This is a genomic window from Pseudomonas sp. DW-iso3, assembly GCF_058725305.1.
Genome location: NZ_JBZXDZ010000012.1, coordinates 1 through 25,534, shown reverse-complemented (window position 1 = coordinate 25,534; position 25,534 = coordinate 1). Strand labels below are relative to the sequence as shown.

At 59.0% G+C, this 25,534-nt stretch carries 24 protein-coding genes and 1 pseudogene; 13 read left to right on the top strand and 12 right to left on the bottom strand.

From position 1 onward, the window contains the following. Nucleotides 1-21 precede the first annotated feature (21 nt). Complete coding sequence (gene norR / locus AC4PS7_RS27840) at nt 22-1,545, bottom strand: nitric oxide reductase transcriptional regulator NorR (RefSeq protein ID WP_010206441.1); 1,524 nt, start codon at nt 1,543-1,545, stop codon at nt 22-24. Between the two features lie 147 nt (nt 1,546-1,692). Here norR and hmpA point away from each other — a divergent pair, with 147 nt between their 5' ends. The 8 genes from hmpA to ptaA all read left to right on the top strand — a co-directional run bounded on the left by hmpA (nt 1,693) and on the right by ptaA (nt 10,461). Next, complete coding sequence (gene hmpA / locus AC4PS7_RS27835; RefSeq protein WP_044287851.1) at nt 1,693-2,874, top strand: NO-inducible flavohemoprotein; 1,182 nt, start codon at nt 1,693-1,695, stop codon at nt 2,872-2,874. A gap of 214 nt (nt 2,875-3,088) precedes the next feature. Further along, nucleotides 3,089-3,595, top strand: coding sequence for a disulfide bond formation protein B (locus AC4PS7_RS27830; protein ID WP_010206438.1), 507 nt, complete (start codon nt 3,089-3,091; stop codon nt 3,593-3,595). A gap of 792 nt (nt 3,596-4,387) precedes the next feature. Continuing rightward, nucleotides 4,388-5,329 carry a ubiquinol oxidase subunit II gene (gene cyoA / locus AC4PS7_RS27825; protein WP_010206437.1) on the top strand — a complete coding sequence of 314 codons (942 nt, stop codon included), beginning with the start codon at nt 4,388-4,390 and terminating at the stop codon, nt 5,327-5,329. Nucleotides 5,330-5,332: 3 nt separating this feature from the next. Further along, a complete protein-coding gene (gene cyoB, locus AC4PS7_RS27820) occupies nt 5,333-7,351 on the top strand; it encodes a cytochrome o ubiquinol oxidase subunit I (RefSeq protein ID WP_010206436.1) in 2,019 nt (672 codons plus the stop codon). Nucleotides 7,352-7,354: 3 nt separating this feature from the next. Then, complete coding sequence (locus AC4PS7_RS27815; RefSeq protein WP_010206435.1) at nt 7,355-7,981, top strand: cytochrome o ubiquinol oxidase subunit III; 627 nt, start codon at nt 7,355-7,357, stop codon at nt 7,979-7,981. After that, the gene (gene cyoD, locus AC4PS7_RS27810) at nt 7,981-8,322 is read left to right on the top strand and encodes a cytochrome o ubiquinol oxidase subunit IV (RefSeq protein WP_010206434.1); all 342 of its coding nucleotides are present in this window, start codon (nt 7,981-7,983) and stop codon (nt 8,320-8,322) included. Before AC4PS7_RS27815 ends, cyoD begins: the two co-directional genes overlap by 1 nt. An 11-nt stretch (nt 8,323-8,333) precedes the next feature. Next, nucleotides 8,334-9,221 carry a heme o synthase gene (cyoE, locus tag AC4PS7_RS27805; protein ID WP_003194050.1) on the top strand — a complete coding sequence of 296 codons (888 nt, stop codon included), beginning with the start codon at nt 8,334-8,336 and terminating at the stop codon, nt 9,219-9,221. Between the two features lie 145 nt (nt 9,222-9,366). Further along, nucleotides 9,367-10,461 carry a pyoverdine biosynthesis transaminase PtaA gene (gene ptaA, locus AC4PS7_RS27800; RefSeq protein WP_492179855.1) on the top strand — a complete coding sequence of 365 codons (1,095 nt, stop codon included), beginning with the start codon at nt 9,367-9,369 and terminating at the stop codon, nt 10,459-10,461. A gap of 131 nt (nt 10,462-10,592) precedes the next feature. Here the strand turns inward: ptaA and AC4PS7_RS27795 are convergent, their stop codons facing one another. Beyond that, nucleotides 10,593-11,312, bottom strand: a complete 720-nt coding sequence (locus AC4PS7_RS27795; RefSeq protein ID WP_010206432.1) for a hypothetical protein — start codon at nt 11,310-11,312, stop codon at nt 10,593-10,595. 217 nt (nt 11,313-11,529) lie between these two features. Between AC4PS7_RS27795 and AC4PS7_RS27790 the strand changes: the two genes are divergently transcribed. Next, complete coding sequence (locus AC4PS7_RS27790) at nt 11,530-11,655, top strand: hypothetical protein (protein ID WP_373422435.1); 126 nt, start codon at nt 11,530-11,532, stop codon at nt 11,653-11,655. On the opposite strand, the gene AC4PS7_RS27785 is transcribed toward AC4PS7_RS27790, so the two are convergent. After that, nucleotides 11,656-12,906, bottom strand: coding sequence for a 2-aminoadipate transaminase (locus AC4PS7_RS27785; protein ID WP_047543870.1), 1,251 nt, complete (start codon nt 12,904-12,906; stop codon nt 11,656-11,658). An 83-nt stretch (nt 12,907-12,989) separates the two neighbouring features. Beyond that, nucleotides 12,990-13,889 (bottom strand): LysR substrate-binding domain-containing protein, encoded by a 900-nt coding sequence (locus tag AC4PS7_RS27780; RefSeq protein WP_154847691.1) that lies wholly within the window; start codon nt 13,887-13,889, stop codon nt 12,990-12,992. A 144-nt stretch (nt 13,890-14,033) separates the two neighbouring features. On the opposite strand from AC4PS7_RS27780, the gene AC4PS7_RS27775 reads away from it, so the two are divergent. After that, complete coding sequence (locus AC4PS7_RS27775) at nt 14,034-15,062, top strand: amino acid ABC transporter substrate-binding protein (protein ID WP_485616948.1); 1,029 nt, start codon at nt 14,034-14,036, stop codon at nt 15,060-15,062. A gap of 12 nt (nt 15,063-15,074) precedes the next feature. Here the strand turns inward: AC4PS7_RS27775 and AC4PS7_RS27770 are convergent, their stop codons facing one another. The 5 genes from AC4PS7_RS27770 to AC4PS7_RS27750 all read right to left on the bottom strand — a co-directional run bounded on the left by AC4PS7_RS27770 (nt 15,075) and on the right by AC4PS7_RS27750 (nt 22,136). Then, a complete protein-coding gene (locus AC4PS7_RS27770; protein ID WP_492179854.1) occupies nt 15,075-16,088 on the bottom strand; it encodes a sensor domain-containing diguanylate cyclase in 1,014 nt (337 codons plus the stop codon). Between the two features lie 137 nt (nt 16,089-16,225). After that, nucleotides 16,226-18,112 carry an alkaline phosphatase D family protein gene (locus tag AC4PS7_RS27765; protein ID WP_492179853.1) on the bottom strand — a complete coding sequence of 629 codons (1,887 nt, stop codon included), beginning with the start codon at nt 18,110-18,112 and terminating at the stop codon, nt 16,226-16,228. Between the two features lie 593 nt (nt 18,113-18,705). Continuing rightward, on the bottom strand, nt 18,706-20,949 hold the full coding sequence (locus tag AC4PS7_RS27760) for an ATP-binding protein (RefSeq protein ID WP_010206421.1): 2,244 nt from the start codon (nt 20,947-20,949) through the stop codon (nt 18,706-18,708). Continuing rightward, nucleotides 20,946-21,560, bottom strand: a complete 615-nt coding sequence (locus tag AC4PS7_RS27755; protein ID WP_010206418.1) for a biliverdin-producing heme oxygenase — start codon at nt 21,558-21,560, stop codon at nt 20,946-20,948. Before AC4PS7_RS27755 ends, AC4PS7_RS27760 begins: the two co-directional genes overlap by 4 nt. A gap of 195 nt (nt 21,561-21,755) precedes the next feature. After that, nucleotides 21,756-22,136, bottom strand: a complete 381-nt coding sequence (locus tag AC4PS7_RS27750; RefSeq protein ID WP_010206417.1) for a response regulator — start codon at nt 22,134-22,136, stop codon at nt 21,756-21,758. A gap of 210 nt (nt 22,137-22,346) precedes the next feature. Between AC4PS7_RS27750 and AC4PS7_RS27745 the strand changes: the two genes are divergently transcribed. Continuing rightward, entirely contained in the window at nt 22,347-22,778 is a 432-nt protein-coding gene (locus tag AC4PS7_RS27745) for a bleomycin resistance protein (protein ID WP_021492136.1), read from the top strand. Nucleotides 22,779-22,821: 43 nt separating this feature from the next. Beyond that, nucleotides 22,822-23,199: a c-type cytochrome gene (locus AC4PS7_RS27740; protein ID WP_010206414.1), complete on the top strand. Its 378-nt coding sequence runs from the start codon at nt 22,822-22,824 to the stop codon at nt 23,197-23,199. Nucleotides 23,200-23,286: 87 nt separating this feature from the next. Here the strand turns inward: AC4PS7_RS27740 and AC4PS7_RS27735 are convergent. Further along, nucleotides 23,287-23,448 (bottom strand): annotated as a pseudogene (locus tag AC4PS7_RS27735) (DUF3916 domain-containing protein); the annotation flags it as partial. Nucleotides 23,449-23,490: 42 nt separating this feature from the next. Continuing rightward, complete coding sequence (locus AC4PS7_RS27730; RefSeq protein ID WP_010206413.1) at nt 23,491-23,862, bottom strand: PH domain-containing protein; 372 nt, start codon at nt 23,860-23,862, stop codon at nt 23,491-23,493. Between the two features lie 127 nt (nt 23,863-23,989). Between AC4PS7_RS27730 and AC4PS7_RS27725 the strand changes: the two genes are divergently transcribed. Beyond that, nucleotides 23,990-24,625, top strand: a complete 636-nt coding sequence (locus tag AC4PS7_RS27725; protein ID WP_047543873.1) for a LysE family translocator — start codon at nt 23,990-23,992, stop codon at nt 24,623-24,625. Between the two features lie 8 nt (nt 24,626-24,633). On the opposite strand, the gene AC4PS7_RS27720 is transcribed toward AC4PS7_RS27725, so the two are convergent. Continuing rightward, nucleotides 24,634-24,963 (bottom strand): hypothetical protein, encoded by a 330-nt coding sequence (locus AC4PS7_RS27720; RefSeq protein WP_236267730.1) that lies wholly within the window; start codon nt 24,961-24,963, stop codon nt 24,634-24,636. Nucleotides 24,964-25,534 lie beyond the last annotated feature (571 nt).

Genomic DNA, 25,534 nt, shown 5'->3' with positions numbered 1-25,534 from the left:
ATTTGACCAGGGTTGTTTGGGTTATTTGAGGCCTAGGCGTTTGGCCATGCGGCCGAGGTTGGCGCGGTCCAGGCCGAGTTCGCGGGCGGCGCTGGCCCAGTTGTGCTGGTGGCGCTCCAGGCAGGCGCTGATCACCTGGCGCTGATACTGCTCGGTGGCCTGGCGCAGGTCGCCGGTCACGACGGGTGCGCTGCCGGTTTGCTCTTCGATCAACGGTGCGCTGACATCGGGCAGGTCCAGGTCCTGGGCATTCAAGCTGAGAATCTTCGGACGCTCGCGACAGTTGCCCAGGGCTTTCAGCGCGCTGCGTCCGATCAAATGCTCCAGTTCCCTCACGTTGCCCGGCCAGTTATAGGCCAGCAGTGCCGCCTGGGCGTCGCTGGTCAGGCGCAGGCTGCCCAGGCCCATGCGTGAGCGGTTCTGTTCGAGGAAAAAACCGGCCAGCAGCAACACATCGCGCCCGCGTTCACGTAGCGCCGGTACTTGCAGCGGGTACACGCTGAGGCGGTGATAGAAGTCGGCGCGGTAGCGGCCATTGCGCACTTCATCGGCGAGGTCGCGGTTGGTGGCGGCGATCAGGCGCACATCCACCTGGTGCTCCTTGTCCGAGCCCAGGCGTTGCAATTGGCCGCTTTGCAGCACTCGCAGCAGCTTGGCCTGCACGGTGAGTGACAGCTCGCCCACCTCATCGAGGAACAGCGTGCCGCCATTGGCCAGTTCGAACTTGCCGCGGCGTTCGTTCAACGCGCCGGTAAAGGCGCCGCGCACATGGCCGAACAGCTCGCTCTCCACCAGGGTTTCCGGCAGGGCGGCGCAGTTCAGGCTGATCAGCGGTTTATCGGCGCGCGTCGAGGCGGCGTGGATGGCCTGAGCCACCAGTTCTTTGCCCACCCCGGTTTCGCCGGTGATCAGCACGGTGAGGTCACTGCCACCCACCAGCTTGATCTCCTCCACCAGGCGCTTGTGGGGTTTGCTTTGGCCGATCATTTCCTTGTGCTGCTGGCCGCTCGCCTCGCGGTAGATTTCGGCGCGCAGGGTCAGGCGCTCGATACGTTCGGCGACGTTGACGGTGGCGGCGGCGAGGCTGGCGAAGGCTTGCAGGGCATCCAGTTCAACGCGTTCAAAGCGCTCGGTGTCGAGGGCGTCCAATGTCAGCAGACCCCAGGGCTGATCGTCGACGAACAGTGGGCAACCCATGCAATCGTGGACTTCCAGGTGTCCGTGCAATCCATCGACCAAGCCGTCGTAGGGGTCGGGCAATTCGCTGTCACTGTCGAACCGCGTGGGTCCTGGGCTGCTCAGTAACACGGCAAAACGCGGGTGTTCGCTGACCTTGAAGCGTCTGCCCAGGGTGTCGGCGCTTAAACCGTCCACCGCCAGCGGCACCAGCCATTCGCCGTCCAGGCGCAACAGCGCGGCGGCGTCACAGGGGAGCAGGGCGCGCATGGCCTGTAATAGACGGCGATAACGCTCGCCTTCGGGCAGTTCACGGGACAGGTCGGCGACCAGGGGCAGCAGGGTGGTGAGCAGCGATTGCGCAGTCATAATGACTCCTTGTAGTCCTTATGACTATAAGGTCTAGGAGGTCAGACTGACTACATATTAATTAAGTTGTTGAAAATATTGGATTTATTAGTTGGCACGAATACTGAGTAGGTAAAGGCAATCAGTAAAAAAGCCCAGGAGGCTCTCATGCTTAGTGCCCAAGACCGTGCCATCGTCAAATCCACCGTGCCCCTGCTGGAAAGCGGCGGCGAAGCGCTGATCACCCATTTCTACCGCATGATGCTGTCTGAGTACCCGCAAGTTCGCCCGCTGTTCAACCAGGCCCACCAGGCCAGCGGCGACCAGCCCCGTGCCCTGGCCAACGGCGTGTTGATGTACGCGCGGCACATCGACCAGCTCGACCAACTGGGCGACCTGGTGGCCAAGATCATCAACAAGCACGTGGCCTTGCAGATCCTGCCGGAGCATTACCCGATCGTCGGTGCCTGTCTGCTGCGCGCGATTTCCGAAGTATTGGGCAGCGAGATTGCGACCCCCGAGGTCATGAGTGCCTGGGGCGCGGCCTATGGCCAGCTGGCGGATATCCTGATCGGCGCCGAGGCGGCGATCTATGAAGAGAAAGCCCAGGCGCCCGGTGGCTGGCGAGGGGCGCGGCCGTTCCTGTTGGTCAAGCGTGTGGAGGAGAGTGACGAGATCATCTCCTTCTACTTTGCCCCGGCTGACAACGGCCCGATCCTCGCTGCCGCGCCAGGCCAATACATCGGCATGAAACTGCTGCTCGATGGTGAGGAAGTGCGCCGCAACTATTCCCTGTCGGCCCTGACCGACGCCGGCGTGTACCGCATCAGCGTCAAGCGCGAAGCCGGCGGGCGGGTGTCCAACTACCTGCATGACCAGATGCAGGTGGGGGCGACCATTGACCTGTTCCCGCCTTCGGGTGAGTTCACCTTGGCGGCCAGCGACAAACCGCTGGTGTTGATCAGCGGTGGGGTGGGCATCACGCCGACCTTGCCGATGCTCGAAGCGGCCCTGGCCACCGAGCGTCCGGTGCACTTTATCCACTGCGCACGTAACGGCGGGGTGCATGCGTTCCGTGATTGGGTGGATGCCCTGGCGGCCAAACACCCGCAGCTCAAGCGCTACTACTGCTACGCCGAAGATGACGGTGTAAGCCCCGCGGCGGACAAGGTCGGCCTGCTAAGCCAGGACCAACTGGCCGCCTGGTTGCCAGAGCAGCGTGACATCGACGCCTATTTCCTGGGCCCTAAAGGCTTCATGGCCGCGATCAAACGCCACCTCCAGGCCCTGGGTGTACCCGAGAAACAAAGCCGCTACGAGTTCTTCGGCCCGGCTGCGGCACTGGAATAAGGTTCGGCGTTAAACCGAGTCGGCATCGTCGCGGGCAAGCCCGGCTCCCACGGGGAAATGCGACCCCCCCTGTGGGCGCTGGGCTTGCCCGCGATGGCGTCCGTACTGCCACAACATTTCTCCAGATTAATCCCCCGTTAACCCCTCTCTGTTTAAACCACTCCCTGTGTGTAAACTTGCGGCCATTGGCACAACCAAACAAAGGGAAGCGGATATGAGTGACGAATTGCGTTTAGGCAGGGAGCGGCGCTTTCTGGTGTTGCTGGGCATCATCTGCCTGGCGCTGATCGGCGGTGCGCTTTATATGCAGGTGGTGTTGGGCGAGGCGCCATGCCCGCTGTGCATCCTGCAGCGCTACGCCTTATTGCTGATCGCGATTTTTGCGTTCATTGGCGCGGCCATGCGCACCAAAGGGGCTCTCACGTTTTTCGAAGGGCTGGTGATACTCAGCGCCCTCGGCGGTGTGGCCGCAGCCGGTCACCACGTCTACACCCAGTTCTTCCCGCAGGTCAGCTGCGGCATTGATGTGCTGCAACCGATCGTCGACGACCTGCCCCTCGCCAAGGTGTTCCCCCTGGGCTTCCAGGTCGATGGCTTCTGCAGCACCCCGTATCCGCCGGTGCTGGGTCTGTCCCTGGCGCAGTGGGCGCTGGTCGCGTTCGTGCTGACCGTGATCCTGGTGCCGTTGGGCATTTACCGGAATCGCCAGCGCAAAGCCTGAGCCCGTCCCTGAAACGCCCCGGTCCTTCTTGAGGGAAGACCGGGGCGTTTTTGCTTGTAGGGATTTGTGAACAGAACGTGACACCGGACAATTTTGGGTGCGCGCAGTGTGCGACATGTTGTCACACGGAAGCGTCCGCAGGACGTTTCTGACCCGCCGAACTGCCGCCAAAATTTGCATAAAACCGCCAAGATGTGCTGTCAGTTCGTGGTGGCGACAGGGCCGCGAACCTCACGCCGCGCCAGCAATTGCGTGATGTCCGAATGCCTTGTTTTATGGGGGCTTGCATCGGTTTGGCTTGCCCTTACACCCCGTAAGGGCTGCGGCGGATGGGCCTATAACACGGCAATTTTTGTGGTTTTTGTTGAGAATCTAACGCGATAAGATCGCGAACCTTTGCAATATTGGTGAAGGATTATTGCTGTAATCGATAAAAATTATTTCTTTATAAGACATGGTTTATACATCGCTAGCTAACTACAATCGCCCGCACTGAATGTCCTGCGCTGTTCAATATTTGAGCACAGGAGCGGTCGAGGGGCAGATGGATGGCTCTGTGCGACCCCAAGGTTCCGGCAGCCTTTCAACTATCCGCACCAAATGGAATTGGTCTGTAACAAGGCCTTTAACCACGAAATCGAATAAGAACTCACCGCAGGTCCGTGAAACGCCCCCTTATGGCGTGCCGGGCAGGCTCTTATTCAATCGAAGAGAAATGCCAACCCTTGGCAGGGTGAAGTGTTGGCGATCAAAACCCAACTGCATTGCGCAAGCTGCTTTAGAGGTCGTGAGATGAGTAAAAACAGGTACCCCCGATTACTAGGCTTTTTGCCGCTGCTTGGCATGATGTTAATGCTGGGAGGCTGCAAGTGGACCTTGATGGACCCAAAAGGACAGATCGGTCTGGATCAACGAAACCTGATCATCACCGCCACCCTGCTGATGCTGTTGGTCGTGGTGCCTGTGATCATCATGACCTTCGCCTTCGCCTGGAAATACCGCGCGTCGAACACCAACGCGACCTACGCGCCGAAGTGGTCGCACTCCACCAAGATCGAAATCGCGGTGTGGCTGGTACCGATCCTCATCATCATCGCCCTGGGTTACATCACCTATAAGTCGACCCATGAGCTGGACCCGTACCGTCCGCTGGAGTCCGACGTCAAGCCGATCAATATCGAAGTGGTCGCGCTGGACTGGAAGTGGCTGTTCATCTACCCGGACCTGGGTATCGCCACGGTCAACGAGATCCAGTTCCCGGAGAACACTCCGCTTAATTTCCGGATCACCTCCGACGCCGTGATGAACTCGTTCTTCATCCCAGCCCTGGGCGGTCAGATCTACGCGATGGCAGGCATGCAGACCCGACTGCACCTGATCGCCAACGAAAAAGCTGAAATGGAAGGCATCTCCGCAAACTACAGCGGCGCTGGCTTCACCGGCATGAAATTCAAAGCGATCTCGACGAGCCAGGAAGGTTTCAACGCCTGGGTAGCCGAAGTCAAGGCCGCACCTAAACAGCTTGATCAAGCTGAATACGATGCCCTGACCAAACCGAGCCAGAACAACCCAGTCGCTCTGTACTCCGCGTATGAGCCGAACCTGTTTCAGAAAATCGTCGACAAGTACGAAGGTATGAAGCCAGGCAAGCCGGTCAAGCACGAGAAGAAAGAAGTGGCCGCGGTTGAAGGTTCTGACACGGGCTCGCATTCAACTGCTGGGGCAGAGGAGTAAACGATGTTTGGTAAATTAAGTTGGGATGCGGTCCCGTTCCACGAGCCGATCGTAATGGTGACCATCGCCATGATCGCGCTGGGTGGTCTGGCACTGTTTGCAGGTATCACGTACTTCAAGAAGTGGACCTACCTGTGGACCGAGTGGTTGACGTCGGTCGACCACAAGAAAATCGGCGTCATGTACGTCATCGTTGCCATGGTCATGTTGCTGCGTGGTTTTGCCGACGCCATCATGATGCGTACCCAGTTGGCCATGGCCACCGAGGGTTCGCCTGGCTACCTGCCACCTGAACACTATGACCAGATCTTCACCGCTCACGGTGTGATCATGATCATCTTCATGGCGATGCCATTCTTCACCGGCCTGATGAACCTTGCCTTGCCGCTGCAGATTGGTGCCCGTGACGTTGCCTACCCGTTCCTGAACTCCCTGAGCTTCTGGCTGCTGGTTTCCGGCGTGGTGCTGATCAACGTGTCCCTGGGCGTCGGCGAGTTCGCCAAGACCGGTTGGGTTGCGTATCCGCCATTGTCGGGCCTGCAATACAGCCCTGGCGTGGGTGTGGACTACTACATCTGGGCGCTACAGTTATCAGGACTCGGGACGACATTGACGGGGGTCAACTTCCTGGCCACCGTCCTGAAAATGCGCGCCCCTGGCATGAAACTGATGGACATGCCGATCTTCACCTGGACCTGCACCTGGGCCAACGTCCTGATCGTGGCTTCGTTCCCGATCCTGGCCGCTACCATGGCGCTGCTGTCGCTTGACCGTTACCTGGATTTCCACATTTTCACCAACGAACTTGGTGGCAATCCAATGATGTACGTGAACCTGTTCTGGGCATGGGGTCACCCTGAGGTGTACATCCTGATCCTGCCAGCGTTCGGTATCTTCTCCGAAGTGATCTCGACCTTTACCGGCAAGCGCCTGTTCGGTCACCACTCGATGGTCTATGCATCGGGCGCAATCTCCGTACTGGGCTTCATGGTTTGGCTGCACCACTTCTTCACCATGGGTTCGGGCGCCAGCGTCAACGCCTTCTTCGGCCTGGCGACGATGCTGATTTCCATCCCGACGGGGGTGAAGCTATTCAACTGGCTGTTCACCATCTACCACGGTCGTCTGCGCATGACCAGCCAGGTCCTGTGGACCCTGGGCTTCATGGTGACCTTCGCCATCGGCGGCATGACCGGTGTACTGCTGGCCATCCCGGGTGCTGACTTCGTCCTGCACAACAGCCTGTTCGTGATCGCTCACTTCCACAACGTGATCATCGGTGGTGCGGTATTCGGTTACATCGCTGGCTTCAGCTTCTACTTCCCGAAAGCGTTCGGCTTCAAGCTGCACGAAGGTTGGGGCAAGGCTGCATTCTGGTTCTGGATCTCGGGCTTCTTCGTCGCGTTCATGCCGCTCTATGCTCTGGGCTTCATGGGCATGACCCGTCGTCTGAACGCTACTACCAACCCTGAGTGGGTGCCGTACCTGTACGTCGCCATGTTCGGTGCGGTGATGATCGCTGTGGGTATCGCTTGCCAGCTGATCCAGCTGTACGTGAGTGTCCGTGACCGTAAGCAGAACGCTTGCGAATCCGGTGACCCATGGAATGGCCACACCCTGGAATGGTCGACTTCGTCGCCACCGCCGTTCTACAACTTCGCCGTGATCCCGACTGCGAACACCATTGATGCGTTCACCGAAGCCAAGGAAGACGGTACTGCGTACCAGCGTCCTAAGCACTACGAACCTATCCACATGCCAAGCAACACCGCCACTGGCGTGGTGATGGGTGCGCTGTTGACCGTGTTTGGTTTCGCGATGATCTGGCACATCTGGTGGCTGGCAATCGCGAGCCTGGTGGGCACTATCGGTTACTTCATCATTCACGCTGCCCGTGATGATCAAGGCTACATGGTGCCGGTCGAAACGATCGAACGCATCGAAGCCGAGCAGCACGCTCGCCTGGTAGCCGAGAAGAAGATTCCGGCCAACCGTGTAGAAACCTCGTTGGAACAGGCTTAAACCATGTCGAACTTAGTGACCAATGCTGGACACGCCCATGTCGATGACCATGGGCACGATGACCATCACCACGACTCGGGGCCGATGACCGTTTTCGGTTTCTGGCTCTACCTGATGACCGACTGCATTTTGTTTGCGTCGATCTTCGCGGTGTACGCGGTACTGGTAAACAACGTAGCGGGTGGCCCGTCGGGCCACGACATCTTCGAACTGCCTTACGTGCTCGGCGAAACCGCCTTGCTGTTGTTCAGTTCGATCACCTACGGCTTCGCCATGTTGGCCTTCTACAAGGGCAACAAGAAAGGCGTACTGAGCTGGTTGGCCCTGACCTTCCTGTTCGGTCTGGGCTTCATCGGCATGGAGATCAACGAGTTCCACCTGCTGATCTCCGAAGGCTACGGCCCGCACCGTTCCGGCTTCCTGTCCGCGTTCTTCACGCTGGTAGGCACCCACGGTCTGCACGTAACGGCCGGCCTGCTGTGGATGGCGGTGATGATGTATCAGGTCAATAAACACGGCCTGACCAACACCAACAAGACTCGCCTGAGCTGCCTGAGCCTGTTCTGGCACTTCCTGGACGTGGTCTGGATCTGCGTCTTCACCGTTGTTTACCTGATGGGGACTCTGTAATGGCTAATGCACACTCCCATGACCATGACAGCCATGATGCGAGCCACGGCAGCGTTAAGTCGTACGCCATCGGCTTCATCCTGTCGGTAATCCTGACGCTCATCCCGTTCGGTCTGGTGATGTACCCGACTCTGCCGAAGTCGATCACTTTGATGATCGTACTGGCGTTCGCGGTGATTCAGGTTCTGGTTCACCTGGTGTACTTCCTGCACCTGGACCGTTCCAAAGAGCAGCGCGACAACGTGATTGCGTTCGTGTTTGCAGGGTTGGTAATCCTGCTGCTGGTTGGCCTGTCGATATGGATCATGTTCAGCATCCATACGTTCATGATGGCGAAGTGAGGTAAGACCCGATGTCGCTTAAGCACTTTATCCAAATCACCAAACCGGGGATCATTTTCGGTAACGTGCTTTCTGTGGCGGGCGGTTTCTTCCTGGCCTCCAAGGGACATGTCGATCTGGCCATCTTCCTGGCTGCAATGATCGGCACTTCCCTGGTGGTAGCTTCCGGATGTGTGTTCAACAACTGCATCGACCGTGACATCGATATCAAGATGGAGCGCACCAAGAATCGCGTGCTGGTCCAGGGCCTCATCTCCCTGAAGCTGGCACTGATCTACGCGACCGTCCTCGGTGTTGCCGGTGTGGCGTTGTTGTACAAGGTGGCCAATCCGCTGGCGGCGCTGTTTGCCGTGATCGGCTTTGTCATCTACGTCGGCCTCTACAGCCTGTACCTCAAGCGCAAGTCGGTTCACGGCACGCTGGTGGGCAGTCTGTCGGGGGCGATGCCGCCGGTGATTGGTTATGTGGCTGTGACCAATAGCTTCGACATGGCCGCGCTGACGCTACTGGTGATGTTCAGCCTGTGGCAGATGCCGCATTCGTACGCCATCGCGATTTTCCGCTTCAATGACTACCTGGCTGCTTCGATTCCGGTCTTGCCGGTAAAACGCGGCATCCAGGTCGCCAAGAAACACATCCTGCTGTACATCCTGGCCTTCCTTGTGGCGACCTTGATGTTGACCTTCAGTGGCTACGCCGGCATGAGCTACCTTGCCGTCGCCGCCGCCATGGGCATGTACTGGTTGTACATGGCCTGGACCGGCTACAAGGCGGTGGATGACACCGTCTGGGCACGCAAGCTGTTCGTGTTCTCGATCTTCACCATCACCGCGCTCAGCGTGATGATGTCCCTGGATTTCCAAGTGCCGAAAGAGCTGTTGCTGACCTACGCTCACTGAGTGGTCCCGCAGTGAAAAAGCCCCGCCGTCGAGAGACGCGCGGGGCTTTTTCTTGGGTGTGGTTTTAAATCTGCGCAGGGTTTTCTCGTCATACCCCTCTGTACGAGTTGTGCGAATCCATCACCCATCTACCAGGATTAGCCCTATGGTCAGCGTCAGTCGTCGGTCCCTTCTCGCCCTGGGTGCAGCCCTGCCATTGCTGGGGCGCCTCGATTGGGCGGTTGCAGCGCCGCCGCCGGAAAAGCCTGACAAGGTGCGGCTCAATTACAACGAAAGCCCTTACGGCCCCTCAGGCGCTGCGCGTGAGGCGATGCAGCGGGGTATCGCTACCGCTGGGTTTTATCCTTACGACTCTATGTATGCGTTGGCAGGACTGTTCGCCCAGCAGCAGGGGATTGCCGAAGAGCAGGTGGCGGTCTTTGCGGGTTCGATGGCGGCCTTGCGCTATGCGGTGCTGGCGTTCACCACTGAGAGCCGCGGCCTGGTGATGGCCATGCCGTCCTACGAGGTGCCGCGCCAAGCGGCGCAGTCGAACAAGGCACCTGTGAAGGAAGTCAGCCTGGGGGCCGACCACGCCCACGACATCCCGGCCATGCTTGCCGCCGATCCACAGGCCGGCATGCTCTACGTGTGCAACCCCAACAATCCTACTGGCACCATCACACCGACCGAGGCCATCCGCCACGCGTTGGCGAACAAGCCCAAAGGCAGCGTGCTGGTGGTGGACGAGGCTTACATCGACTTCGCCGACGTGCCCAGCGTGGTCAGTTGGGTGAAGGACCATGACGACCTGCTGGTACTGCGCACGTTCTCGAAAATCTACGGCATGGCCGGTGCCCGCCTGGGTTTGGCGATCGGCCACCCGGCGCTGCTGGAGCGGCTGGCCGTGTTTGGCGGCGACAACGTGCCGGCGGGCACCAGCTTGCTCGGCGGCCTTGCCAGCCTGGAAGACGTGAAGCTGTTGCCGCAACGCAAGGCCCTCAATAATCAACTGCGTGATGAGACCGTGGCGTGGTTGAAGGGGCGTGGTTTCACTTGCACGGCGTCACAGGCGAACTGTTTCATGATCGATGTGAAACAACCGTCGGAGCAAGTGATCGAGAAACTGGCGACGCAGGGCGTGATGATCGGCCGGGTGTTTGAAAGCTGGCCGCAGTGGGTGCGGGTGACGGTGGGCGATAAGCGGGAGATGGCGCGGTTTCGCGAGGTGTTTGCAGCGCAGGTCGAACGCGCGGGTTAACCCCCTGCAAAACAAATGTGGGAGCTGGCTTGCCTGCGATCGCATCACCTCGGTTTCGCTGATTGACCGAGGGGCTGCATCACAGGCAAGCCAGCTCCCACATTTGATTCTGCGGTGCAGCTTGCTTCGGGTTACTGCTGCGCGATGCTGTAACCCTCAAACGCCGTCTGCTGCTGCAATGCAGTGATCACGCTCTTGCGGCTCAGCGGCTGTTCGGCGCCTGCGTTATCCACAAAGCTCTCCACCTCCAGCTCCGCTTCATCGCCTTCACCCACAAAGCTGAAACCCAGGAATTCGAACGCCTCGCGGTCCACGTTCAGCTTCGAACGCGGCGTACGCAGCGGCAGCGTGACGCTGATGCCATCTTTGCTGATCACAAACACTTCGGCTTCTTTCTTCGGCCGTGATGCCTTGCTCTTGCCGGCGCTCGGGTTGCTGATGGCCTGGTGGCTCTGGTTCAGCACTTTCAACGCCAGGCCGTAGACCAACTCCTGGAACTCGGGGTCGTCCTTGAAGCAGGACAGAATGCGGCTGATCGAAAACTGGCTGCTCAAGTTTTCCAGCGCAGCGTTATCGGCGGCTTCGGCGTCCTTGAGTTGCTTGAGCTGGCCCATCAGGTCGTAGGCCTTGTCGTCGTCAAAAGCATCGTGGGCCTGACGGATGGCCACGCGCAGTTCGCGGATCTGATCGCTTTCCTTGGACGTGTGAAAAGCGTCCAGCACCATCTCGCTGATGATCTTGGCCGCTGGCAGATGCTGTGAAAGATTGATGGCGTTTTCGTACTCGGCTTTGGAAGGCAAGGCGACTACGGATTCTTCGGGGGCGGATTTTTCGGTGTAAGAATCGGACATTGAAATTTCACTACTTCAGTAAACGAGGACAAAAAAGCGTCGGGCATTTTCAGGGGGGAGGGAGGTCAGGTCAAGGCAGCACAATGCCCTCAGGTTCTGCTGATCCATATCAACAGGCGCCTTGGGGACACTCGCTACAACAACGCTGGGACTTAGCCCGCCCCAGCGATTCGCCTGATGACGCATAAAAACAATTGCAGACCTGACCATGCCGGCTGTGTCCAGAGCCCCCGCCGCGCCGCCCGCCGACCTGTTCACCCGCCATGGTGGCCTGGGTTACATGCAGTTCTGCAGCGACTGCCATCTCAACGCCGGCACGGTGGAAACCGGTCGATGCGCGTGATTAATCCAACTGCTTGAGGCAAGCTTCGAACATGGTCAGGCCTTCCTCCAGCACCGCGGGCTCGATGGTCAGCGGTGCCAGCAGGCGGATGATATGCCGCGACTTGCCGCTGGGCATCAGCAACAAACCGGCGTCCCGCGCCAGGCCGAGCAACTGGGTGAGCTGTTTCGGCGCGGGTGTGCCGTCAGCGTTGGCCAGTTCGATGCCGCGCATGGAGCCCACGCCGGTCAGGCGGCCGAGGTAAGGTGTCAGGCCGTGTGCGCGCCAGGTTTGATAACGGCTGACGATGGCTTCTTCCTGTTGTGAGCCCCAGGCGCTCAGGTGTTCATCGGTCATGGCGTCGAGGGTGGCCAATGCTGCTGCGCACGCAATGGGGTTGCCGGAATAGGTGCCGCCCAGGCCACCTTTGGGCAGGTTGTCCATCAGCGCCTTGCGCCCTACGACTGCGCCCAGCGGCACACCGCCAGCGATGCTTTTACCCAGCAGGATCAAGTCCGGCTCGATCCCCAGGCGCGAGAAAGCAAAACGCTCGCCGGTACGGCCAAAGCCCGATTGGATTTCATCGGCAATCAGCAGAATGTTGTTCTCGTTGCAAAAGCGTCGCAGCGCCTGGGCGAATTCGATATCCAGCGCGAGAAACCCGCCTTCGCCTTGCACCGGCTCGATGATGAAACAGGCCACATCGCTGACGTCGATTTCCACGCTGAACAGGCGGTCCATGGCTTTCAGCGCCTCGGCGCAAGTCACGCCGTTATCGGCGCTAGGGTAGGGCAGGTGATACACAGGCCCCGGTAGTACACCGACCTTCTGCTTATAGGGCGCCACCTTACCGTTGAGGTTGAGCGTGGCCAGGGTACGGCCGTGGAAGGCGCCGTCAAACGCGATCACTGCCGTGCGGCCGGTGGCGCCACGCACGATCTTCAGCGCATTTTCCGCCGCTTCCGCGCCGCTGTTGGTGAGCATGCCGCTGATCGGGTAGTCCACAGGGATAAATGCGGTAAGACGATCCATCAGCTCGACGTAGGGCGCGTGAGGTGCGGCATTAAACGCATAGTGGGTCAGCCTGGTCGCCTGGTCGCGAATCGCCTCGACCACACCGGGATGGCAGTGGCCGAGGTTGAGCACACCAATGCCGCCGACAAAATCGATATAGCGTTTGCCCGAGGTGTCCCAGACCTCAGCGTTTTTACCGTGGCTGAGGCTGATGGGGTGAACGATGGAAATCGACTGGCTAATGGTTTCGTGGCTCATGAATCGGGGACTCGGCAGTGGCGGGCGTGTTTTTATCTAAGCCGGGCGCCCGCCCTTGTCGCAAACGAAATAAAGTCGCCGGGTCATGACTGAAAGTCGGGATGTGCGCCGACATAGTCCACCATCCAGTTGAGGAAGGCTTTCACCTTGGGAATCTCGCCGGCATGTTCGGCGTGGGCGATGAAGTGCGCGCCGCTGCTGGGCATCGCATAGTCCCAGGGAATCATCAGGCTGCCCTGTGCGAGTTCATCAGCCACCAGATACTGCGGCACCAACGCCACGCCATAGCCGGATTGTGCCGCGCGGATGCACATGTAGAACGTGTCGAAGCGCGGGCCGTGGTAGCTGTTCTGCGAGTGCAGGCCCTGTTCCAGGAACCATTCATGCCAGGCTTCCGGGCGCGAGGTGCATTGCAGCAACGTGTGGCGCGACGATGCATGGCTGCCTTCGGCGACGAAACCTGGTGCGCACACCGGCACCACTGCCTCACGGAAAAGCTCAATGCAGGTCGCCCCCGGCCACGAGCCCTGGCCGAAGAAAAACGCGATATCGGCCTTGGCTTGCAACACGTCGAAAGGCTCCAGCTCGTTGCGCACATCCAGGTGGATGTTTGGATGTAGCGCTGCAAAGTCCTTGAGCTTGGGCACCAGCCAGCGGTCGCCGAAGGTTGGCTGGGTGGCGATGCGCAGCACTTCGGTCTCGCCGCCGTAGGTGAGGATATAGCGGCTGGAGATGTCCACCTGGGTGAGGATCTTATGCACTTCGGCCAGGTACAACGACCCGGCCGGCGACAGGTACAAACGCTGGCGCACCCGTTCGAACAAGTTGTGGCAAAGCATCTCTTCCAGCTGCGCCACCTGTTTGCTCACCGCACTTTGGGTCAGGTGCAGCTCTTGGGCAGCGCGAGTGAAACTCAAATGGCGAGCGGCAGCTTCGAAGCATTGCAGGGCTGTCATCGAAGGGGTCAAACGTTTAGAAATCATGCACTTCATTCCAAATCGGAAGGAGCCTTTGCCTAAAGGTCGTTTGTGGCAGTAGCGCAAAGCCGTTGATACTGCCCGGCAGCACTATAAACCGGCGCGGGCTGTGGGGCGCCGAATAATAAGGAATGACAGGGAGAGCCTTGCATGAACCCATTCAAAACCACCTTGGCCGCTATCGGGGCAACCGCCGTGCTGGGCCTGGCGAGCACCGCCGAGGCAGGCACGACACTGGACGCCATCCAGAAAAAAGGCTTTATCCAATGCGGCGTCAGTGACGGGCTGCCGGGCTTTGGCGTACCGGACAGCAAGGGCAAGATGACCGGTATCGATGTGGACGTGTGCCACGCGGTGGCGGCGGCAGTTTTCGGCGATGCGTCGAAAGTGAAGTTCACCCAGTTGACCGCCAAGGAACGTTTCACTGCGTTGCAGTCCGGTGAAATCGACCTGATTTCGCGCAACACCACCTGGACCAGCTCCCGTGATTCGGGCATGGGCTTGGTCTTCACCGGCGTGACTTATTACGACGGTATCGGCTTCCTGGTGAACAACAAGCTGGGCGTCACCGCTGCCAAGCAACTGGACGGCGCCACCGTGTGCATCCAAGCCGGCACCACGACTGAGTTGAACGTCTCGGACTACTTCCGCACCCACGGCATGAAGTACACGCCGATCACCTTCGACACGGCCGACGAAAGCGCCAAGGGGCTGGAAGCCGGGCGTTGCGACGTGCTGACCACCGATCAGTCGGGCCTGTACGCCCAGCGCATCAAGATGGCCCAGCCAGACGAGTTCGTGGTGTTGCCGGAAGTGATCTCCAAGGAACCGCTGGGGCCGTTGGTGCGCAAGGGTGATGACGAATGGTTCAGCATCGTTAAATGGACCTTGTTCGCGATGCTCAATGCCGAGGAAATGGGCATCACCTCGCAGAACGTCGAAGAGCAGGCCAAGACCACCAAGAACCCGGATGTCGCGCGATTACTGGGGGCGGACGGCGAATACGGCAAGGACCTGAAGCTGCGCAAGGATTGGGTGGTGCAGATCGTCAAGCAGGTGGGCAACTACGGCGAAGTGTTCGAGCGCAACATCGGCCAGGGCAGCGTGCTGAAGATCAAGCGCGGGCTTAATTCGCTGTGGAACAACGGCGGTATCCAGTACGCGCCGCCGGTTCGCTGACACGCCGGGGTGTTATTCGGACACCCCATCCTTCCCCGCTGCCTTGGCGCGATACAGCGCCTGGTCGGCGCGCACCATCAGGGCGGCGGGGGGCTCATCCGTTTGACGCTCGGCCACACCCAGGCTCAGGGTGACCTTGAAGTCGTCCCTGTGCGGGCTGTTCTTCAACTTCAGACGGATATTCGCCGCCATTGTTTTTGCGATCTCCAACGAGGTTTTGGGCAGGATCAGCACAAACTCATCGCCACCCCATCGGGCTAACAGGTCATCAGGGCGGATACAGCGTTGCAGGCATTCAGCCACCTGCACCAGCGTCTGATCGCCCACACCGTGACCGCATCGGTCATTGATCGACTTGAAGTCGTCGATATCCATCGCAATCAGTGCCAGTGGCAGGCGAAAGCGCTGAGCGCGGTCGCACTCTTGCAGCAACACTTTTTCCAGACGGTAGCGATTGGCGACGAGGGTCAGGGCGTCCCGTTCGGCCAGGAAGCGATTTTCATCCAACTGCAGTTGCAACTGTTGATTGACCCGTGACAGCTCGCGGGTGCGTTCGGCCACCAGTGCTTCAAGGGATTGGTTGCGCCGTTCCAGCTGTTCGACTGAGCTTTTGCGCAGGTCTATATCGCGGTGGGCACCCACCATACGCGCCACCGAGCCGTCAGCATTGCGCGCAATCACGTAGCCGCGGTCTTCAATCCACAGGTAGCTGCCATCTTTTTTGCGGCAGCGGTATTCGGCTTGGTAGTGGGGCGCGCGGCGGTGGATGTAGTCGTCAAACAGCTTCATCACCTGGGAGTAGTCGTCTGGGTGTATCACGTTTTCCCACGTGAACACGTTGTTCTCCAGCGCGTGGCGGTGATAGCCCAGCATTTCGTACCAGCCTGGGTTGCGGTAGACGAACCCGGTGTTGGCGTTCCAATCCCAGATCCCGTCGCTGACCAGTTCCAGAACGGTGTGCAGCATGTCGGCGTTGAAGTGAGAGAAATCTTGCTCTAACGGATTATTGCTGGAGATATCGGTCATCTGCGCATTCCTTGCCTGGGCAGGCGCATAAGGCCTGCCGATGTTTACGCCGATACTCCGTGGCTGGCGCTACTGTACAACGGGACTGGAGGCCTTTGAATAGGGCAGATGTGCGGCTTACGATTGATGGCTATTGGCTATTTATTCGGCGCCACCATCCTTGTCTGCGCCCGCCCATCCGCGTTGTGCTGGTAAATCGCCTCAGGCCGGCCCTGCTCATTGAAAAACACCTGGCCAATGCCCGCCGAATTCCACAGCCGCTCGCCGGCTTCGGCATGCTCCGGAATATGCGGCACCACCTGCATGGTGCGTCGGCGCGTGAACCAATTGAGGGGCGAACGCGGCGAGTAGAGCCAACGGTTGAGGCGGTCGAACCACTCCAGTAAGCGTGGTGGGAATTCGTTCTTGATACCGCTGCTGGTGATCTGCCAGATCCTGGGACCAGCATTGCGATAACGAATCAGTACTTCGTAAACAAACGAGTAGTGCACGTCACCGGAGAGGATCACGTAGTTACCCGGCGTGCGCGAGTGGCGGAAGATATTGAGGATCACCTGGGCAGCGCCGCGATGGGCCATCCAGTTTTCCGCATCGACGAGCAAAGGGTAGCCGCACCAGCTGAAGACTTTCTGTACAGTCTCGATCAGCTTGACGCCAAAGATTGGCGCGGGCGAGACGATGATGGCCGAGGGGTGGTCCAGCAGTTCCTGTTGCAGTTCGCTCAAAGCTTCCCAGTCCAGCAGGCCGGAAGGTTGCTTGAGGGTGAACTCGCTGCGCCAGCGGCGCGTGCGGGTATCGAGCACCACCAGGGCAGGGGTGGTGGGCAGTACGTAGTGCCAGCGTTGAAATTTCAGCAGTGCCTCGAGCAGTTCATCCTGTGCAGTGGCGTCCAGATGGTTGGCGTGCGGCTGAGCAGTGAGCGCTTGGGTCTGGTTGATCAGTTCGCCAAATACATCCGGTTGGTTGCCCCAACCTTGGCACAGCAGGTAGGCCAACAGCGCGTTGCCGATGATGCGCTTGGAAAAGGGGTGGCCGTACGCAGTCTCTTCCCATTGGGCGCTGAGGTTCCAGTCATCGGTGATGTCGTGATCATCAAAGATCATCAGGGAGGACAGGTGAGCGAAGACCCGCGCGACGCCTGGCAGACCGTCGCGGAATCGTTCTATCTGGACCTGTTCACGGGCGTAACGCTGCTGTCGTTCTGCATTGAGCTGCGGAGGTTGAGGCGCGATCAGCGTCCAGGGCGTCGGCGACCACACCAGCAAATACATCGCGATGACTTCGGCGAAGGTCACTAGGTGATTGTCGGCGGTGCTGCTGGTAAAGATCGGCTTTTTCACGCCCCCGAAGAAGCGTTCGCGCAGGGTTTCGTTGCTGTCCAGCGCCGGCAGCAAGTCGGCGCGATGGTAATAGCTGGCGCTGTGTCCATAGAGGCTGGCGCTGTCATCTACCACCGCGCCCTCCAGGTATTCATCGAACAAACCCAGACGTGCAATCAAGGCATGTATCGCCCGTAGCATGGGCCCAGCTACATCGTCGGCGTAGACTTGGTCGCCGCTCATCATCAGCAGCGCCGGGCGGTCGGCCGGGCTTTGGGCATCGGCCAGCAGGCGGTCGACACACAGCAGACCCTCGTCGGCGCTGTGATGGGGTTTGCGGCATGAGCCGTGTACCAACTGATGGATGCGGCTGTGCAAAACGAAACTTGGGAGGCAGGCGTTGGCGTACAGCAGGTGCGGTGCCCAGTCGGCGATGCCGGTGTTGTCGAACGACAGGTCGTAGCTGATCGCCACGTCCAGGGGCAGCGCGTCGTCCAGCGTCACATCGATCAGGTGGATAAAGGCATTGCGCCCCACGCGTACGACCTGGCATTGGTCTGGCGAGATAACCCGTGTTTGTGCAGGCAACGTCAGCGTCAATTCCAGTGCGCGACTCCCCACCAACCACAACACCAGGCGCCGTGGTTCGAGGCGTCGCAGCAGTGGGCCAGCCAGTACGGCGGGCAGTGTGTCGGTGTTCGGCATGCAGATGAGGTTTCCAGGATGGTTTGAACCGGCAAGGTTAATCCAGTGAATGTCATGGTTTTGTTAAGGAAGAGTACGAAGGGCCGTGCACTGCCCTTCGTATGCAGCGGTTAGAGCAATCGGCCTTGGCCGAGGCTGTCCAGTCCACTGCCGCTTCTGCGGCGACCGTTGTTCGTCGTACGATCAGGGTCGGCGGCGTTCAGGTCTGTTGCATCAGTGCTGCGCTTCCTGCGCTGGGGCTCTGCATCATCCTGCTGCAGGGGGGGGAATTGAACGCTGCCCAGTGTGTGATTGATAGCGCTAAGCATGGATGTTTCCTTCTATTGAGTAGTGGCTTACTTCGCCTGTTGGGGCGAAGTGAGGCCAACCTTATAGGGGACGAAACGGGTCAGCTATAAACGCGCTGCTGCAAGATATGACCAGGGGGGTTGGCGCTTTCAGACGTCATCTGAGGGGCTGTTCGTGCAATTCTCTAGCCCAGGAGATGTAGCGCCTTGCTTGCGCTTTCGCACAAACGCCACGGGATTTCCCGCCACCACGAGGGTTGGAGGCGGGGGGTATTGCCTGTTTAAAACGTGGCAAGCAAGGGGCACTCAGGTGTGCGAATCGTCAATCACCTTCGGCACCGTGAAACGGAATTCACTGCCCCGACCCACTTCACTCTCTGCAACGATCTTGCCGCCATGGGCTTGGACAATACCTTGCGTAATGTACAGCCCCAGCCCGCTGCCGGTCGGGTTGTTTTCTGTTTGGGTCCAGTAGCGATCGAACACGTGTGGCAGTTGTTCCGGTGCAATACCTTCGCCGGAATCGCGCACCGAGAACACGATTTCTTCGCCACTGCTCATGGCGCTGATACCGATGTTGCCTTGGCGCGGGGTGAATTTGATGGCGTTGCCAATCAAGTTCGACAACACCTGGAACAGACGCTCCGGGTCGGCGTTGATCTGCAGGCCCGGCTCGGCGTTGAACGACAGGTCGATGCCTTTCTCCATTGCCAGGGGGGCCAGCAACGAGTAGGCCTCATCGAACATCTGGCTCACATCCAGGCTCACCGGTCGCACCACGTAACGCCCAGCCTCGATTTTTGAGGTGTCGAGCAAGTCCTCCAGCAGCACATTCATGCGTCCGGCGGCCTGTTGCATGGTGTCGATCGCCGAGGAAATCCGCCGCGAAGTGTGGGGGCCATCGGAGCTGAAGGCTTGCTGCATCATGCCGCACAGCATGGAGATCACTGTCATCGGGTTGCGCAGGTCGTGGGACACCACCGCCACCAGCTCATCGCGGGCGCGCACGGCTTGTTGTTCGCGCAGCACCTGGCGGGCCAGGTCGTTTTCGAGAGCCGAGCGGCGCAGATCGTTGGCAGCAAAGCGGTCGCCATGGCTCCACTTGGTGGAGATGCCAGCCATTTCCACCTTCCAGATTTCAAACGAAGTGCGTGGGCGAAGTCGCAAGCCTGAGTCGGAGTTTTCCAGGTCCAGCGGTTTTCTCGGGTCGCCGCTCCAGTTGATGTTCTCTTTGACTTCCGGGCGGAACCACAGCACGCCGTTATCCACAGGCTTGGGCAGACTCATTGCCAGCACACCACTGGCCACCTGCTGGAACTCGGCCGCCGGCGGGTACACCGACGACAGTTTATGGCTGGAGAACACCGGCTCGCCGCCCTCTTGCAGCCACTTGTGCAAGGCACGGATCTGCGCCGGTTCCGGGCAGTTGCCGTAACGGTGCAGTTGCTTGTCTTCGATGATCGCCACGCCGCCGGACAGCGTCAGGTCCATCAGCAGCTGACCCTGCTGTGCCAGGCCGTCGAACACGTTCTCTTCCGAGCGCTTCATCGCTTGATCCAGCAAAGCCAGGGCCTCGACTTTCTCTTCACGCTGGCGGCTCAGGTCCAGGGCTTCCATGGCGCTGATCTGCAACGACAGCACCTGGCCGATGGTCTGGCAGGCCGTACGCAGGTCGTTGGGCACCAGCAACGGTTCCCGGTTGCCGCAACTGATCAGGCCCCACAGCGTGTCGCCCTTCATCAGCGAGATGCTCATGGACGACAACACACCCATGTTCTGCATGTACTGGCAATGAATCGGCGACACGCTGCGCAGGGTAGCGAAGCTCAAATCCAGTGGCTGGCCGGTGTCTGGGCGCAGCTTGGGCAGCAGTGGCACGGGCTCGTAGGCCGCATTTGGGATGATGCGTAGCCAATTGGTGCGATACAGCTCGCGCGCTTGCTCGGGGATGTCGGATGCGGGGAAGAACAGCCCGTTGAACAGCTCCATGGACGGTGCCGACGCTTCGGCAATCACCTGGCCGTGACCTTCGTCTTCGAAGCGGTAGATGAGCACACGGTCGTAACCGGTCATGGCTTGGATTTCGTTCACGCTGATTTCGTACAGCGCTTGCAGGGTTTTCGCCGACTGCAAACGCTGCAGCATTTTGCCCAAGTCACTGGTGCGCCCCTTCAGCGCCCGGGGACGGAAATCTTTGAGCAGCGGTTCGAATTCGAGCACCAGCACATTCTGATGGCGATGCAGCAGGCCTTCGAATTCCGCGCCGTTAAACGTGACGTGCAAAGGTGGCGCATCGAAGAACGTATTGTGATCGGCCATGACGGCAACCGCCTTGGCGTGTTCGGCGCCTACCAGCGTGTGCAGCGGCTGGCCCAGCAGCGCCTCGGGAGCATGGCCGAACAGGCTGCCGACGTTGGCACTGACCTGGATGATGTTCAGGTCCGGCTCCGACAACGTCAGCAGCACACCGTGGGGTTGGATCGCTCCGGGAAAGCGGATGGGCTCGTCGGCACAGTTGGCAAGCAGCTCTTCAAAGTCTTCGGGTTTCACAGCAGTACCTCCTGGCTGTCGAGCCATTGCTCAAAGCAGCTGAATGTTGAACGGGCAGCGTTCACCGCGCTCTGTCTGGCCGGCGCGTCCAGTGGCTGGTCGCCGAGGTAGTCGAGAAAGTCTTTCCAGCGCCGACCGGTTTCGACGCCGTAGATATTGAGGAACGCACCGCCGTTGTGGGCATTCACGTTCAGGCGCTGGGTCATTTCCCGACGCAGCACTTGGCCGCCCAGCGTCGCGCCTTCCAAGACATAAAGGGCGCCAAGGCAAGCGGCGGGGGTATCAAGGATTGGGAGTTCGAGACAGCGCGGCAGGGTGCTGACAGCCTGGTCATCCAAACCCAAGGCAGCGAGGTCGCAGACGAGCGTCGGTGTTTTCACGCGCAAGACTGCGTCGTATCCATCAGGAATCAAGCCACTTTCGTACAGTGCTGATTCCAACGGCCGATAAAAACCGTAATACGCCTGGAGCAAGCGCTGATACCAATCGGCATCCAGGCCCTCGGAGAAAAACGGCAGGCGCTTTTCCAATGCCACGTGCAACAGGGCCGTGCCTGTGCGCAACGCTTCCAGCAAAGAGGGCGCACCAACGTCATGGGCCTGTGAATGCATTCAGTAAGCTCGAACTGTGGGCCTCTCGGCCATGAATGACGCGTGGAAATGGGCGGCGATTCTACACATCTCAAAGCCTTATTCTATACGCACAAGGCGAGAAGGCTGACCGACGGATCAGAAAAGTCGCTCCTTGCATCATTAATGACCACAGAGCATTGCGCGAAGTTCGGCTTCAGTGATATCGCGACGCTATCAATGCAGGGAAAGACCCTGTTGATTCAGCGCCGTCTGCACACACTCAATCAAATGACCGGTACTCCACGGCTTGGGCAGGAACCGCACCGACGCCCCCAATTGCGAGGCCAGCTTGCTATTGCCGGACGTCAACACCACCGGCACCGTGGGCCAGCGATGCGCGACCACCTTGCTCAAGTCATAGCCGTTAAGCAGACCTGGCATCTGAATATCGCTGACAATCAAGTCCACGGGCTCATCGCCCTGTTCCAGGTAAATCATTCCTTCATCTGCAGAAGGAAACGATGTCACCACTGCGCCGAATTCTTCCAGCACATCCACCATCAACGCCCGAATGATTTCGTCGTCTTCCAACACCAAAATCGATGGCTGAGCCATGATTCTTACTCCACCATCAGGGTTCATACAGGTGGAGTAGAACTCGTCTGGATAGGTTCGATTGGATGTGTTCGAGGCGATGGGTGGTCATAACAATGTCGTTGCAGGATACTGCGCCACCTCAACGACATCGCGCGGTATTCTGCGTGGACCAAAAAAACCATGATCTGGATGGGCATGCGCTCTTAACGCTACCGCAAAAGGAATTGTATGTTTGCCCGTAACCCCTTGGTTCCAGAACTCATAGTGACCAACCTCGGCAACAGTCTGGATTTTTGGGTTGAACAGCTGGGTTTTTCCCTCGCTTACCAGCGCGTCGAAGACGGTTTCGCTTACCTCGATCTGGAGGGCGCGCAAATCATGCTGGAGCAATACGATCCCGACGCGGGGCAATGGCTGACCGCACCATTGGACCAACCCTTCGGGCGCGGTATCAATCTGCAAATCGACGTACCCGGCGTTACCCCCATCCTGCAACGCTTGGCCTCTATTGGCTGGCCGCTGTTCAAGGGGGTTGAAGATGCCTGGTATCGTGCCGGCGACGTAGAGGCGGGGCAGCGGCAGTTCATCGTGCAAGACCCGGACGGTTACCTGGTGCGCTTGGTTGAACGGTTGGGGGAAAGGTCGTTTATACCGGCATAATTGCTCCGGCTTTCGTCGCAGCAACGCTTGAAATGGAGTCTCCGTGAAGTACCGTACTTTGATCACCCTCGCCCTGGTATTCACCGCGGGCCCTGCCTTCGCGGCCGGCGACGCCGAGGCGGGCGGCAAGCTATTCACTAAGACCTGCGGCGGCTGCCACAGCATCGGCGAAGGTGCGCGTGGTGGGTTCGGGCCGCAGCTCAATGGCATCATCGGCAGGCCTGCTGGGACCACCGCGGACTATCAGTATTCCGATGCGATGAAAAACTCCGGTGTGGTCTGGACCCGGGACAAGCTCGCCGCTTACATCGAAGCACCGAAGAAGGTAGTGAGTGGCACGCGGATGATCTTCTGGGGCATCAGCGATCAAGAGAAGATAGACAACATTCTGGCGTACCTTGAGACCTTTCAGCCCAAGTGACTGTTGCGCCGGGAAGGACCTGAGAGCGTGATATTTCCAGCGCTCTCCGCCAGGGTCTTCATCGTTCGCGCTGACTTCGCCGAAGTACCAATGCCCTGACTCGAAGACGATTCCTTCTTCGTTCTCGTGAGTGAAGTGAAAGCCAGCGTCGTGGAAGTCTGGCGGAATGACCAACCCCCATTCACAAGCCAGGCTTCGGTCGGTGATTCTGGTGTGTTTCGCTTTGCACCTGTTGAGCCGCGTAGGCAGTAAAAAGACCCTGGGACGCCAAGGTCTTTTTTTGCCTGTTGATCAGGTCAGAAGATGCCGGGAAATGAGCCGGGAGATTTCGACGATCGAGGTCTTGCCGGTGAATTCAAACCTCACCTTCCCCAACGACGAAAAGTAGATTTCCAACTCGGAATCCAGATCAAACGTCCCGGACGTCTCCACTGAATACGCCACGATGTTCTTGTACGGCAGCGATGTGAAATCCTTCTTGCTACCCGTTATCCCCTGCACATTCACCGCAATAATCCGCTTGGTGGTAAACACCACCCCATCACGCATGGCCTTGTACGCATCCACCACTTCTTCACCGTCCAGCAGCAGGTCGGCGACGCGTTCGGCGTATTCGTTGTTCTGCTTGAGTTTGAAAAAGCCTTTGTTGCTGAAGTCGATCATGGGCCTGCCTCCTGGGTGTATGCCGTTTTGCTCGCGGATCTGTATCTAACGCGGGCATTTTGAACGCCCTACCATGGCGGCCAACCTTACAACCTTGGCCAGATGTTTCAAAAAACGGAGCCCGACCATGCCTGAACTGTCCAACTGGCTGGCTTATGCGCTGATCTCCCTCGGCATGGTGCTGACGCCCGGCCCAAACATGATTTACCTCATTTCCCGCTCGATCTGCCAGGGCCGCACTGCCGGGTATGTGTCCCTGGGCGGTGTAGCGTTGGGGTTTCTGGTTTATATGCTCTGCGCGGCGTTGGGAATCACCGCTTTGGTGATGGCGGTGCCGTTTGCCTATGACGCACTGCGCTTCGGCGGGGCGTTGTACCTGGCGTACATGGCTTGGCAGGCAATTCGGCCGGGTGGGCGTTCACCGTTCCAGGTGCGGGACCTGCCCAAGGACACCCCGCGCAAGCTGTTCACCATGGGCTTGGTGACCAATTTGCTGAACCCCAAGGTGGCGGTGATGTATTTGTCGTTGTTGCCGCAGTTCATCGACCCGAATGGCCACGGCAGTGTGTTGGCGCAATCGCTGGTGCTGGGCTTCACGCAGATTTTGATCAGCGTGAGCGTTAACGCAGTGATTGCCACGATGGCGGGTTCCATCGCAGTGTTTTTCGTCACCCGGCCGGGATGGCAGGTGGTGCAGCGTTGGTTGATGGGGTCGGTACTGATGGGGTTGGCGGTGCGGATGGCGGTGGAGGGGCGGCGCTAAGTCGTTCCTTATAGGATGGCTTTCAGATAGTCCTTGAGGGCGCCGAGCGGGGCATTGAGTTCATCCAGTGTCGACGCTTGGTGCGCGTCCACCGCAAGCCGATGCAGCTCGCGCCCCATTACAGTGCCGGCGCCGCCCAGGGCGTCGAGCGCCAGCGTCAGGCATTCATCGAGCTTCGACTGAATCCCCATCAGGTCCCCCTGCCGCACCAACAACCCAAACATCTCGCGGTCATATCTCTCCATCACCGGATCATCCCGTAGAACCGGGCTGCCGCCGTCAGTCTCGTGCACCAGCTTCAGTGCAAAAAGCGCCACCGCTTCCAGCGTCAATTCCATGCTCTCGGTTCCTCGGCGTCTTTGGGGATGGTGGGGGGAGGGCGATGATCCCTGTTCTTTGGCGGAAAAAAAAGACCTGGTGCGACACGTCATCTGCTGCTGTGTGGTTGTTTTTGCGCGTTGGAGTAGGGCTATTGGGGGCAATTCTTATGCGCAGGGCTTAGGACGCCTCTACTTCCCGAGCGCGTCGCCGTACGCTTTAAACGTGGACAGCCTGTATTCGGTCCACCACGGCTGGACACAACGCTGGCTGGCCAGAACGCTCGGCAATCTCAGTGATGCTGCTCGGAGGGGGTCTTCGGTAAGGAAAAAGAATTTCGATGCAGGGGTTGACCCCGTATTTTAATGCTGTACTATTCGCCTCCCGCTAACGAGCAGTTCGATACTGAATCTGGCTCAGGTAGTTGATTTTATTAGTAAAATCATAAGTCTTAGGGGTGTTTTTCTTGAGAGATGTGCTGTAGAGTGCACGCCTCGGTTGAGACGAAAGATCTTAACCAACCGCTCTTTAACAATTGAATCAAGCAATTCGTGTGGGTGCTTGTGGAGTCAGACTGATAGTCAACAAGAT